This window comes from Thermodesulfovibrio sp. 3907-1M (genome assembly GCF_040450955.1).
GTDB lineage: Bacteria > Nitrospirota > Thermodesulfovibrionia > Thermodesulfovibrionales > Thermodesulfovibrionaceae > Thermodesulfovibrio > Thermodesulfovibrio autotrophicus.
Genome location: NZ_CP144373.1, coordinates 1856031 through 1869041 on the forward strand (window position 1 = coordinate 1856031; position 13011 = coordinate 1869041).

General features: G+C 35.7%; 12 protein-coding genes. 6 read left to right on the forward strand and 6 right to left on the reverse strand.

Annotation, left to right across the window (positions count from 1 at the left end; genetic code table 11):
• Nucleotides 1-23: 23 nt before the first annotated feature.
• Genes rfaQ through V4D30_RS09730 form a run of 6 tightly spaced genes read right to left on the reverse strand, consistent with a single transcriptional unit; the run spans nt 24 to nt 7432 of the window.
• Nucleotides 24-1205: a putative lipopolysaccharide heptosyltransferase III gene (gene rfaQ / locus V4D30_RS09705; protein WP_353684124.1), complete on the reverse strand. Its 1182-nt coding sequence runs from the start codon at nt 1203-1205 to the stop codon at nt 24-26.
• Nucleotides 1181-2284, reverse strand: a complete 1104-nt coding sequence (locus V4D30_RS09710; protein WP_353684125.1) for a glycosyltransferase family 4 protein — start codon at nt 2282-2284, stop codon at nt 1181-1183. The genes rfaQ and V4D30_RS09710 overlap by 25 nt, the downstream gene beginning before the upstream one ends.
• Nucleotides 2284-3024 (reverse strand): polysaccharide deacetylase family protein, encoded by a 741-nt coding sequence (locus V4D30_RS09715; RefSeq protein ID WP_353684126.1) that lies wholly within the window; start codon nt 3022-3024, stop codon nt 2284-2286. The genes V4D30_RS09710 and V4D30_RS09715 overlap by 1 nt, the downstream gene beginning before the upstream one ends.
• 46 nt (nt 3025-3070) lie before the next feature.
• A complete protein-coding gene (locus V4D30_RS09720; RefSeq protein ID WP_353684127.1) occupies nt 3071-3814 on the reverse strand; it encodes a DUF3782 domain-containing protein in 744 nt (247 codons plus the stop codon).
• A 25-nt stretch (nt 3815-3839) separates the two neighbouring features.
• Nucleotides 3840-6452, reverse strand: coding sequence for a CBS domain-containing protein (locus V4D30_RS09725; protein WP_353684128.1), 2613 nt, complete (start codon nt 6450-6452; stop codon nt 3840-3842).
• Complete coding sequence (locus V4D30_RS09730) at nt 6452-7432, reverse strand: NrpR regulatory domain-containing protein (protein WP_353684129.1); 981 nt, start codon at nt 7430-7432, stop codon at nt 6452-6454. Before V4D30_RS09730 ends, V4D30_RS09725 begins: the two co-directional genes overlap by 1 nt.
• 261 nt (nt 7433-7693) lie before the next feature.
• Here V4D30_RS09730 and V4D30_RS09735 point away from each other — a divergent pair, with 261 nt between their 5' ends.
• The 6 genes from V4D30_RS09735 (at nt 7694) to V4D30_RS09760 (ending at nt 12960) form a co-directional block, all read left to right on the forward strand.
• Nucleotides 7694-9277 carry an L-lactate permease gene (locus V4D30_RS09735; protein WP_353684130.1) on the forward strand — a complete coding sequence of 528 codons (1584 nt, stop codon included), beginning with the start codon at nt 7694-7696 and terminating at the stop codon, nt 9275-9277.
• A gap of 22 nt (nt 9278-9299) precedes the next feature.
• Nucleotides 9300-10655 (forward strand): DNA repair protein RadA, encoded by a 1356-nt coding sequence (radA, locus tag V4D30_RS09740; protein ID WP_353684131.1) that lies wholly within the window; start codon nt 9300-9302, stop codon nt 10653-10655.
• Entirely contained in the window at nt 10627-11265 is a 639-nt protein-coding gene (locus tag V4D30_RS09745) for a hypothetical protein (RefSeq protein ID WP_353684132.1), read from the forward strand. Before radA ends, V4D30_RS09745 begins: the two co-directional genes overlap by 29 nt.
• The gene (gene rsmA / locus V4D30_RS09750) at nt 11258-12028 is read left to right on the forward strand and encodes a 16S rRNA (adenine(1518)-N(6)/adenine(1519)-N(6))-dimethyltransferase RsmA (RefSeq protein ID WP_353684133.1); all 771 of its coding nucleotides are present in this window, start codon (nt 11258-11260) and stop codon (nt 12026-12028) included. The genes V4D30_RS09745 and rsmA overlap by 8 nt, the downstream gene beginning before the upstream one ends.
• Nucleotides 12029-12167: 139 nt before the next feature.
• A complete protein-coding gene (locus tag V4D30_RS09755; protein ID WP_353684134.1) occupies nt 12168-12548 on the forward strand; it encodes a hypothetical protein in 381 nt (126 codons plus the stop codon).
• A 61-nt stretch (nt 12549-12609) separates the two neighbouring features.
• Complete coding sequence (locus tag V4D30_RS09760) at nt 12610-12960, forward strand: hypothetical protein (protein ID WP_353684135.1); 351 nt, start codon at nt 12610-12612, stop codon at nt 12958-12960.
• The last annotated feature ends 51 nt before the right edge of the window (nt 12961-13011 follow it).

Below are 13011 nucleotides of genomic sequence, written 5' to 3' on the forward strand. Positions count from 1 at the left end.
TGAATTATATCACATCTCTGTTGTTATTGAATATTTCCACTCAATACTGTTTTTAAAATCTCAATCACTTCATCAGGTTTTATGTCAAAGAGGCATTTGCTTATTTTTGAGCCTCCGCAGCCATCCTGTCCGCAGGGAATGCAACTCCAGTTTCTCTGGATTACTATGTTTTTGCCGAATCTTTGAATGCCATTTTTTTGTGAATAGGGATTTTCAACTGCTTCATTATCCCATGGACCCCAATGGAATGCTCCACTTGGACCAAAAAGTGCTACAACAGGTTTCCCTAAGGCTGCTGCTATGTGCATTGGTGCTGTGTCTATGCCAAAGTATATGTCACAGAGGGCTGCTACTGCTATGAGTTGTCTAAGTGTTAGTTTTCCTGCAAGATTGATTATAGAAGAACCATCCTGAGAGTAGCCGAAAGGCTCATAATGGCAGGAGGGAATATATGAAAGAATTGACTCTATTTTTTTAAGTTCCCTTTCATCTGCCGATGAAGTAAGAACAACTCTGTGTCCATTGGAAATCAGCCATTTTATAACTTCTGCCATGTATTCGTCCTTCCAGCATTTAAAAAGCCATCGGGATGTAGGATGAATATGGATAATTTTTTTATTAGAGGAGGGGATTCCTCGCATTTGCTCGGAATGACATAAATGAGGCTCGGAATGACGAGGAAAAATCAGGTTTTTTGCCAAAGTTTTTTCATCTTCTGTAACATTGAGAAATAATTCAGGCTTTCCGATTTTTAATCCTATTTTTTCAAGAACTTCAAGATTTTGAAGCAATGTATGTTTATGCCCGTTTATTTCAAAAATTCTGGTATAAAGATGTTTTTTCCCAAAAAATCCTTTTGATTTTATGCCAATTCTTGTTTTAGCTCCTGAAAAATAGGATATTACCGCTGCTCTGTCTCCTCCTGTAAGGTCTATGGTGGTATCAAACCCAATCTTTTTTATATTCCTTAGAAATCGAATCTCATCAATATATCTTTTAAAAGCAGGTAATTTTTTTATTTCCCTGTCATAGGTGATAATCTGGTCAATGTAAGGATTTTTCTCAAGAACAGCCTCTGTGCCTTTGTTTACCAGTGCAGCAATAAAGGAATTCGGAAGATTTTCTTTTAAAGTCTTGAAAACAGGTGTTGTAAGTAAAACATCTCCTATATGACGAAGCTTTATGACAAGAAATTTTTTATACACTCCATGAACTCCTCTACAGCTCTTTGAATTGTAAAATGTTCTGCTTTTTTCCTTGCAAACTCTCCCATTTTTTCAGTACTCTCCATGGCAGTATTTATCTTATCTGCAAGCTCCTCATGGGCAAAGGGATTTTTTATGGTAAAGCCCTCTTTTCCTTCTTCAATTAATTCTGCTACACCATTGTTTGTGGTTGTAATTACTGGAATTCCCGATGCCATTGCTTCAAGTGCTGCATTGCTGAAGGGATCATAGATTGTTGGAAGAACAAACAGGTTCGCAATGGCATAAAAATTTTCAATCTCTTTTCTTGTGCCCATAAAAAATACTTTATTTTCAATACCAAGATTTTTAGATATCTTCATGTATTTTTTTATATCTCCTTTACCTATAACAAGAAGCAGATAAGGTTTGTGCTTCAAAATTGCCATTGCTTTAAGAAGAGTAAAAAGTCCCTTTCTTTTAAATCCTGAACCAACGAAAAGAATAATTTTTCTGTCCTCTGGCAAATTAAGTGCTTGCCTTAATTGACTATTTTTTTTTCTGTTTTTCGGTGAGAATTTCTCAGTATCAACGCCATTGTAAATTGCCTTTATTTTTGAAGAAGGGATTCCATAATAATTGATTATTTCATTTTTTACCATATGTGAGTTTGCAATAATTAATGGAGTTTTTTCAAAGATTTCCCTTTCAAGCCGTAGATAGTATCTATGAAGTGGATTCAGTTTAAATGATAGTTTTTTTATTTCAGATTCAAAGGAAGAACGTAATTCAAGCCATCTTCTGTGGCATCCTTCTCCAGCTCTGTAAATATGTTGATTTGTGGTCCTCTCAAAGCTAATAACGCAGTCAAACTCTTTAAGATTAATTTTAAGATTTCGGTTGAAGCTATAAGCCCTCAAAAATGATCCTAAAGGCAAAATTGGAATTTTATGAAATATTACTTCTTCATGTTTTAACCATTTGTTTGCAAATATATGAATTTCCCATTCTTTGTTTTTCAAAGCTTCTATGAGGGTGGAAAGATATCTTTCTGCACCACCATGATATGAGAAATTTCTTTTTACGAAAGCAATTTTCATTAAAGTCTTATTCTATAATATATTTTGCTTAACAGTGAAGAGCTGTAAATGATTAACTTTTTATTAAGCCATCCCATGCCTTTGTTTTTTATAGCCAGTCTTTTAATATGAAAGGGATCATCTATGTTTGCTCCTCTTTGAGTTGTATAGAGAGCTTTAAATCCGAGTTTTTTTGCAACTTCTACTGTCTTGCTGTCATAAACTCCTCTGGGCCAGGCAAGATGAAGAGGCTGTTTCCCGAGATTTTTAATTAATAACTCTTTTCCCACTCTTAAATCATCCTGCAGCGCCTGATAATCAGCCCTTTCTATGAAATCAGGCGTTTTATGCGTGTGTCCATGACTCTGTATATCAAAAACGCCTTCATCCTGCATTTCCCTGAGTTCATTCCATGTGCACATTACCTCATGCTTTCTTTCTGAAAAAGCAATCTCCCACATCTCTTTATGGGTAAGTTTTAAGTTACTCCTTTTAATATCTAAATCAGTTATAAAATCTGTTGCCACAAATAACAATGCCTTCATTTTATATTTTTTGAGAACAGGATAAGCATAAATATAGTTATCAACAAAGCCATCATCAAAGGTGATAAGCACGCATTTTTTTCTTGACTCTTCAGGATTTTCCATGAGATATAAAAACTCTTTTGCTTCAAGGGTTTTCCAGCCCTTTGTTTTTAAGCCTCTCAGTTGTTCTTCAAAAATATCTGGAGTAACATTAAGGGCACTACTGCAGGGCATTACATGATGATACATCAAAACAGGGATACTGTCCTGAAACAATTTACTATGCTATTTCGTTTATATTTTTTTCTTCTTTTTCTATAAATTCGTCTGAATGAGTATAGAGCTCTATCCCAAGTTTTTCTGCCGCAGGTTTTGCACGAGGATCAACCATTGGACAAATAGCAATGACTCTATCCACTTTTTTTTGATGTTTTTTCTCATAGAATTTTTTCTTTCTCCACAAAGTATACATGTCAGCTTTGCTCATGGAAGACTTAATCTCACACGCGATAACCACTCCGTTTCTTATTATCAAGTCAAGTTCTATCTGGTCAGGAGGTCCAAATACTTCTCCTTTTTCATCATAATCAACATATCGCATAACTTCCACACCGAAGGAATCCTCAATGATTGCTTTAAGTCCATTACGAAATGATTCTTCTGAGTAAAGTCCCCATCTTGCACCAAGTGCACCAATTGTATAAAGATGTCTTCTGTCAATTTTGTCAAGCCTTTTAAGCATTTCATTTATAGTTTTTTGATTTTCTTCCCATTTTCTATTCCACTCAGCCTGAGTTTCATCCCATCTTTTGCTCCACTCTTGCCATCTTTTTTCAGATTGTTCCTGCATCTGCAAAAGCTGTTGATAAAGTTGTTCTATTCTGTCTTCTGTTTTTTTCTTTGGAGGGTAATAAAGCTTTGTTATTTGAAGAATATATCTGCGAAAAGAAGGATCTGTTCTCAAAATTGTTGGTAATTCAGTTTTAATTATTTTTTTTATTTCTTCAAGATTAGTGGACGCCATAAACTATAATAGCATATAAAATTTTTTATTTTCCAAAATTTTTTGCAAACTCTATCTCCTCTTCTTTTGATAGGAGTCTCCCCTGGAGCTTTTCCTTTAAAATTTCATCAAAAATCTTTTTATAAATAGGTCCAGGCGGAATTCCAAGAGTTTTTAGATCTTCTCCACGCAATAAGGGCTTTATTTCTTTAAGCTTAGTAAGATAGAAAGAAATTGCTTTTTTTTGCTGCTCCTGTGCATAAACCATCATCAAAATTATTATTTCTATGTTCAAACTGCTTAAGAGTGTATATATTTCTACAGGAGACTCTTCAGAAGGAAAAGCCTGCAGGGCTTTCTCAGCGGAGATAATATTTTCAATAACTTCCTTTTTTATATTCTCTGGAACGCATATTTTTTGAAGAAACTCCTGCCTTTCATGATCCTCCAGGTTCCAGAGCATGACCATTAAATAGATTAATTCTTTTCTGTATTTTTCTTTTAAAAAAAGGAGTTCCATGGCTTGCACAGTTTCATAAGCTCTTGCAAGTTCACTGTAAAGTTTTTTTTCTTCTAAGGAAGGGTGAAGGATTTTGAGTAAACCATAATCTGCAAGTCTTTTTATTGAGTGATGAGGTTGAGTTTCCTTTAAAAGTAAAATGAGTTCCTCATAAAGTCTTGGTCCTTTAAGTTTCTCAAAAATGCTCATCTTAACCGCAAGTTTTATTAAATTTTCAGTGTGTTTTGATATTTTAAATCCCAATTTCTCTGAAAATCTTATGGCTCTTATAGCTCTGGTAGGGTCTTCCACAAAGCTTAGGTTATGAAGCACTCTTATTTTTTTGTCTTTTATGTCTCTCTGTCCACCAAAAAAATCTATGAGCAATCCGAAGTTTTTTGAATTTAGTTTGACAGCCAGAGCATTTATTGTAAAATCTCTTCTATATAAATCTTTTTTGATGGATGAAGTTTCAACTTTTGGTAAAGCTGCTGGTGACTCATAGTATTCTGTTCGGGCTGTTGCAATATCTATGTAAAAGCTCTTTTTTTCACCATTTCTTATGATTTCTTTTAAGATCTTGGCAGTAGCAAATCTTGGATGAGGAATTACCTTGCCATCTATTTTTTTTGAAAGCTCCTGTGCAAAAGCTATGCCATCTCCTTCAACTACAATATCTACATCAGGACTCGGTCTTCTCATAATAAGGTCTCTCACTGAGCCACCTACCAGATAGGCTCCATATCCCATTTCTTCAGCAAGTTTTCCAGCAGTAGTGAGAATTTCATAAATTTCTTCAGAGAAAAACTCTTTCATCAGCTTTGCTACATTTTTGCTTGATTCTTCGACCTCTACAGGCTTTGAAATCTTAAATTTTTTTATTAATTCTTCATATAAATTACGCAGTATATCGGTTCTGGTAATAACTCCCACCACTTTATCATCTTTGACAATTGGAACAAATCTCTGATTAAGTTCAACCATGTTTTTTTCTACCTCCCATAATGGAGTGTCTTCCTCAGCAGTGTAGGCATCTGTTGTAGCAAAATCTCCAACTCTTGATTGTTTCAGTCCATGAAAAATTGCTTTTTCAACCACACCTCTTGTGATTACTCCAATGTATTTATTATTTTTAATTACAGGCATGGCATTTATGCCATATTTTGTCATCATTCCTTCAACTTCTTTGATTGTTCTGTCCCATTGAACAGAGATTACCGGAGTTGTCATTAAATCTCTGGCAACTTTTTCTGGCTTTATTTGCTGTTTAATAACTTTGACAAGCTCATCAATAATTAAATTAACAGGTTTTTCTTTTAAAGTGGCACTTCCTGCAGCCCGGTGTCCGCCTCCTCCAAATTCAGTTAAAATTAAACCTACATCAACCTGCGGAGTGTTACTTCTTCCGATTATCAAAATTTTATCTTCCATTTCAATGATGACAAAAAGCGCATCTGTGTCAATAATGTCCATTACTTTATGAGCAATGTGAGAGATGTCCTGAGGCTCTTCTTTTACAGCATGACCGATGTTAATTCTTATTCCATTAATTAAATGTTCCTGCAGGGAGTTAAGAATCTCATTAAGAAGAGATACTTCTTCCCGTGAAAGCTCTTCCTTAAGAAATTGTGAAACTATATTCAAATTTGCTCCTCTTTTAAGTAAATATGCCACTGATAGGACATCTCTTTCAGTTGTTGATGGGAAAAGAAGACATCCTGTTTCTTCATAAATTCCCAGACACAGAAGAGTTGCTTCAAGAGGGGTTATAGGAATATTCTTTTTACGGAAAATTTCTGTAAAAAGGGATGCAAGAGCACCAATCTGCTCTGTTATTTCAAAATCTGCTTTTATGTCATCTTCTCCCTTAGGATGATGATCATAAAGATGAACTTTTAGTTGTTTTTTTAATAGTTGGGCAAGTTCTCCAATTCTTTGAACGCTTCTTGTATCAACAACTATTAAGGTTTTCACTTTATCTAAATCAACTTCTTTTATTTTTTTTATTTCAAAGGGCTTGAAAGTTTCAAAAAAAAGCTTAACCTTCTTTTCCATTGAGCCAGGTAGCACGACAACTGCCTCTGGATAAAGTTTTTTTGCTGCCATACAAGAAGCAAGAGCGTCAAAATCAGCATTAAGATGGGTTGTTATTATCTGCATTATTTCACAGTTTCGTTCAGTTCTTTAAAATCAATCATTGCCTGATAATCACAAAGTGTGGAGATAGCTGAAGTATATGTCTGAATGCCAGATTCTTCAACTGCTGCAATGGGATTCAGTCCTCCCACGACTATAATACCAACCCGGTCTATTCCAACAGGGATGTCAAGCAAAGACTGATTTGGCTCGCCAAACATAAGAATTCCCTGAAATCCTTTGTCCTGCATTATTGCATAAATCTCTTTAACTTTATTTAGGCAAACAGTTGGAATCTCTCTAAAGCTTGCAAGAACTCTTCCATAACCGTTTTTGATGGCACCTGAAACATCGGTCATCTTACCTCTTATAAATATTTCCAGTGGGTCAAGTGATGTTCCGTCATAACTTATGAGGGCATTAAATCTATAAGGCTGTCCATCCCTTATTTCAAGCACTCCACCAAACCTTGATATAACAGGTATTCCATGTTTTAATAAAATAGCGTTGAGCGTGACACTACATATTGTTCCTATACAAACATGATCATCAGGGACAATAACAGTCTCATCATCTTTTTCTATAAAAAGAATTCTATTGCTCATTACGAGTGAAGAGTTAAAGACATTTTCCATTGATTTGAGAGCTTTTTTAAGTTTGCTTTTTGGAATGTAGCTGAGATTGACAATAATCTTGCCTTTACATGAATTTATATCAAAATCAGAAAGATAACTCAGCGTTTCAATCTTATTTATGATAAATCCAACTTTTTCAACTGTGCTTACAGTTTCAAGCTCCTGCCTGCCTTTTTCAGTTATAACTCTGCCCTCTTTACCAAAGACTTTTGTCAAGCCTTTCTCATCAAGAATTTTCAGATGATATCTAACTGTTCTCTCTGATAAATTTACACCATACATCTTTAATTTTTTTGCAATTTCTTTTGAGCCTATTATTTTATTTTCCTTTGCAAGAATTTTCAAAATAGCTATAAGTGTGCGATTCATAAATCCTCCTTGTTTCGGTTTATCCTAAGATTGCCGAATAGAATTAACAAAGCATTGCCTCTGCCGTGATTGTGAGTCCAACAAGCTCGGGCGTTGCAGTATTCTCAAATTCCTCGCCTTTGGCTCGGAATGACAAGGCAAAGGCTCGAAATAATATTTTCTCTCAGCAACTTTAAAATTATACCATGTTGATTTTTATAATGAAAAATTGTTTAAAATATTAAACTTTTTTGAAATTTTCAACTCTAAAAGGAGGGTAAGATGGATTTCTTTTTAGCTATTTTCCCGATTCTTGTGGTTTTAATAGGTATGCTCGTTTTTTATCGTTCAGGGAGCTTTGTTTCTGTAGTAGGATGGGTTCTTGCTGTAATTGTAGCAGTTTACTATTTTAAAACTCCATGGAATGTTGTATGGGGTGCTACACTTACGGGAATTGTGAAAGCCTTTGGAATATCCTTAGCTGTAGTATTTACAATGTTTTTGATATTTTTAATGAGAGAAACAGGGGCATTAAAGAAAATCATTGAGTATGTAAAGGGAATTGCCAGAAATAAGGAGGAACAGACTCTTTTTATTGGAATGGGATTTGGTTCTTTAAGCACAGCACTGGGAATGGTAACTCCTGCAATGTTTCCACCAATTTTTTTATTACTCGGTTTTTCCCCTATTGCAGCCATTGGCGTAAGCATTCTGTGCTACGACCCTCTCACTTCCTTTGCTCTCTTTACAATCCCTTTGACTCTGCCTTCAAAAGTTGCAATGGCATTTGGCATTAAACCTCCTGGCATAGAAAGCCTTAATGAATTTATCTGGGATTACACTTTCAAGGTAACTGTTTTATTACCTGTAATCTCAGTAATTTTTGCTTTTTTAATGCTTAAAGTTGTGGGAGGGAAAGAAGCTATAAAGAAAAACTGGAAAGCGGCATTGATTTCAGGGCTTGTGCTTTCATTTTCTGCTCTGATAATAGCCGGTTTCAGAATTCTTCCAGTAGAGATTATAGGAATTATCTCTGGATTAATTACCATGCTCACAGTTTATTTTATTTATCGCAGGAATAACAGCCAGGAGCAAAGCAGAGCTGTTTTTAATAAAGAAGTTTTTATAGCCTGCCTACCATTTATTCTGCTAATAATAATCTCGCTCATTGTAAATATTCCTTCGTTAAAAACGAAGCTTGAAAATGTTCTGGGTCAGACAGAGGTAATTAGAATCATCGCCGATAAAAGAGAAGATCTCAACATTCTTGGAAATGTCTGGTTCTGGATAATGTTTGTCTCTTTTATTTCAGTATTTATACTAAGACCATCAGGAAAGCAATTAAGCAATGTCTTTAAACTCTGGATAACAAGAATATGGGGACCATTTCTGGCTTACTCACTTTTTTTCGCTGTCGCATTCATTATGGCATGGTCTGCAATGGAAGTTTCTAATGGAAAGCTTGTTCCATCTCAATATTTTGCTCAGTATAATATGGACAGAATTATTGGAATCACCCTTGCAAATGTCTTTGGTCCTGCCTATCCTTTCATTGCACCTTTTCTTGGTCTTTTTGGTGCCTTTGTGGGCGGAAGTGAAACAGCGTCAAATGTTCTTTTTGCAAAGATTCAATGGGAGGCAACACTTTCAACAGTTGGAGCAAATGCTTTTATGTGGATTTATGCAGCCCACGCAGTTGGTGGAGGAATAGCCTCTGCAATAACTCCTTCTAAGATTACAAATGCGGCTGCAACAATTGGTGTTGGAGGAAAAGAGGAAGCACAGTTTATAAAAGCGGTTTTGATTCCAGTTTTACTCATGTGTGCCATAACAGGTGCAATGGTTATGGCAATTGTGTATTTATAGCAAAATAAATTATCATTAATGCATGAAGGTAAAACTGAGAAGATTTTTTCAGTGCCAGAGCTGTGGATATATTTCACCAAAGTGGATTGGCCGATGCCCTGATTGTGGCGCATGGAATAGCTTTGTTGAGGAAACTATAGAAGCAGGAGCTGAAAGAAAAACTTTATCAGAAACTGTTCAGCCTGTCTCCATTAGTTCCATTGAAATTACAGTATCGGATAGGTTTTTAACTGGAATTGGTGAACTTGACAGAGTTCTTGGTGGCGGATTAGTTAAAGGCTCTCTTATTCTTATTGGAGGAGACCCTGGTATTGGAAAATCAACGCTACTGCTACAGGCATCCCTTAATCTTTCAGTGCAGTATGGTAAAGTTCTTTATGTTTCAGCAGAAGAATCTCTTACCCAGATAAAACTTAGAGCAGAAAGGCTCGGAATTAGTTCAGAGGGAATTTTGCTTCTAAGTGAAACCCTTGTTGAGAAAATTATTGAATGTGCAAAAGAAACTCAACCAGCTGTGCTAATTGTTGATTCAATTCAGACAGTTTACACTGAAGAAGTAGTTTCAGCACCTGGTTCTGTAAGTCAGATTAGAGATTCTGCAGCAAAATTTATGAATTTTGCAAAATCCACGGGTGTGCCTGTCTTTCTAATTGGTCATGTGACAAAGGAAGGAGCAATAGCAGGTCCAAGAGTGCTTGAGCATCTTGTAGATACAGTTCTTTATTTTGAAGGAGACAGAGGACATGCCTACAGAATCTTAAGAAGCGTAAAAAACCGTTTTGGACCAACCAATGAAATAGGTGTTTTTGAGATGACTTCGCAAGGACTCTCAGAGGTTGAAAATCCTTCCCTCATTTTTCTATCCGAACATGGAGTCTGCAGTGGCTCAGCCATTACGGCAACAATTGAGGGTACAAGGGCAATTCTTACAGAGATACAGGCTCTGGTGGCACCTTCTCAATTTGGCATGCCAAGAAGGAACTATATTGGAGTTGACTATCAGAGGGTAAATCTTCTGGTTGCAGTGCTGGAGAAGCGTGGAAGAGTGAATCTTGCAGGTGCAGATATATTCGTAAATGTAGTTGGTGGACTCAAAATTACAGAGCCTGCTTCAGATTTAGCAATAATTTCTGCCATTGTTTCCTCTTTCAGAGATGTGCCTTTGCCTGAGAGAACTGTTATTTTTGGTGAAGTTGGATTAAGTGGTGAGGTTCGTGCGATATCTCAAACTGAGTTAAGATTAAAAGAAGCATACCGAATAGGTATGAAACAGGCAATTATTCCTAAAAGCAACTTTGAAAGACTTAAAGAAGATTATAACTTAAACATAAAAGGAGTGAGGTCAATAAATGAACTTCTTGAGATTATTGACAATTAGTTTTGTGATACTTCTTATTTTGGGTTGTGCTGAGAAGAAGCCTGAGATTTTGAAAGAGTTTTATGCTGAGGATGTTCATGATTTTATAAAAAAAATGCAGAATTATCAGAGCATTGAGAGCTCCTTAGCTATTGATTACGAAAGCAAGGGAAATCTTCTCAGTGGAGATGCTTTACTTAAAATCAACAAAAATGAAACACTTCTTCGCATTTATTACATAGGCTTTCCTGCAGGTGAAGTTTATCAGAAAGATGAAGAAGTATCATCGACCCTACCAATAGAAAAAGATAAGGTAAAGCAAATTTTAACCGGAGTAAGAAAGGGTTTTATGTGGTGGGTTGGTGATTTTGAGATTAATGAAAAAGACAATAACTTTATTTTGAAGGAAAAAAATAGCGACAGAGAAGTTATGCTAAATAAAAAAGGATTTATACCCGTAAGCCAGAGCTTTACTTTTGAAAATCAGCAAATTTTAATAACTTATGATAATTTTAAAGAGTTTCAGACTGAGGATAAAACTTCACTTGTAATGCCTTCCAGAATTATTGTTTATTACAAAAATAGAACCTTAACAATCAATATAGAAAAGTTAAAGCTAATAAATGGGTAAAAAGCTTGGACAGCATTTCTTAAGAAATAAGGAGATTCTTCAAAGGATTGTTACGGTTTCAGAGATTAAACCTCAGGACAGAGTTGTTGAGATTGGTGCAGGAATGGGCGATTTAACAGATTTATTAATTCAGAATGCAAAGGAAGTTATAGCAATTGAGATTGATCCTGTGCTCTTTAAAATTTTAAAGGAAAGATTTGCTCAAAGGGAAAACTTAAAGATAGTAAATCAAAATGCTCTCAGATTTCCATATGAAGAAATTGGAGAGTTTAAAGTTGTTGCTAACATACCCTACTACATAACAAAACCAATAATTTTCAGATTAATTGAAGCTAAGAATCTTATTTCAATGACTTTAACAGTTCAAAAGGAGGTTGCTCAAAGAGTTGTTGCAGTTCCTCACTCAAAGGCATACTCTGCCCTGAGTATTATTGTTCAGTATTATACTGTGCCTGAAATAAAATTTTATATTCCTCCTAAATTTTTCACTCCTCCACCAGAAGTAGATTCAGCAGTAATAAAGATGGACAGAAGACCCAGTCCAGCTGTAAAAGTAGCTGATAAACAGATGTTTTTTAAGATCGTTAAATCAGCCTTTGGTCAGCGAAGAAAAATGATAGCAAACTCTTTAAAATTAGTTATTGAGAAGCCAAAAGAATTTTTAACTCAAATCGGTATAAATCCAATGAAAAGAGCAGAAGAACTTTCAATTGAGGATTTTGCTTACATTACCAATGAAGTTTGCAAATTTTGCAAAAAATAATGCAAATTTTGTAAAAATAAAGGCTTTGGTTATCCACGGTTTCATAATAAAACCTAATAAAATCAATACATTTGAATTCTGGCATGGTAATTGATAACTAAAGAAGTAAAGAAAAGTAACAAAAAGGAGGTGAAAGAAGATGAGGAAAACACTCATAATAGCTTTGGTTGCTCTGTTTGCAGTTGCTTTGGTTGGTGCAGCTTATGCATGGAGAGGTGGAGGACCTGGATATGGTGGATACGGTTATAATTGTCCTGGTTATGCTAATGTTGATCCTGAAAAGGCTCAAAAATTTTATAATGACACAGCATCACTCAGACAGAAGATGCTTCAGTTACGAGGAGAGCTTGCACAGCTTTATGCACAGCCAAATCCAGATTGGAACGCTATTGGTAAGAAACAGCAGGAATTGACACAGCTCAGAGTAGAAATGAAGAAAAAGGCACAGGAGTATGGGACAGGATACGGATATGGATTTGGTAGAATGCAAGGATTTGGAAATTGTGGAAGATGCTGGTAAAACAAGAGGGGCATTGCCCCTCTTAATTAATATTATTATTTTTCATTAGGAGGTGTAAGAAATGAAAAAGTTTTTAACAGTGGTTGCATTACTAACAGCACTAACAGTATTTGCAGGTGTATCTTTTGCTCAGAGAGGGATGGGACCACGGTATCCAGTAGGAGTTGACCCAGCCAAGGCACAGCAGTATTGTAAGGAAGTTCAGCCACTTTATCAGAAGGATTTACAGCTAAGGGGTGAGCTTTTGACCCTCTGGGCACAACCAAACCCTGACTGGAATGCAATCAAGCAAAAAGAACAGGAAAGAGCAAGCTTAAAAGTTGAAATGCACAAGAAGGCTTATGAAATGGGACTTCCCTATGCACCAGGTGGTAAAAGAGGATTAAACATCAGAAGAATCTGTGGATGGTAAAAAATCAAGGGGGCCTATGCCCCCTTTTAAGGATTAATGCAATGAAATGGA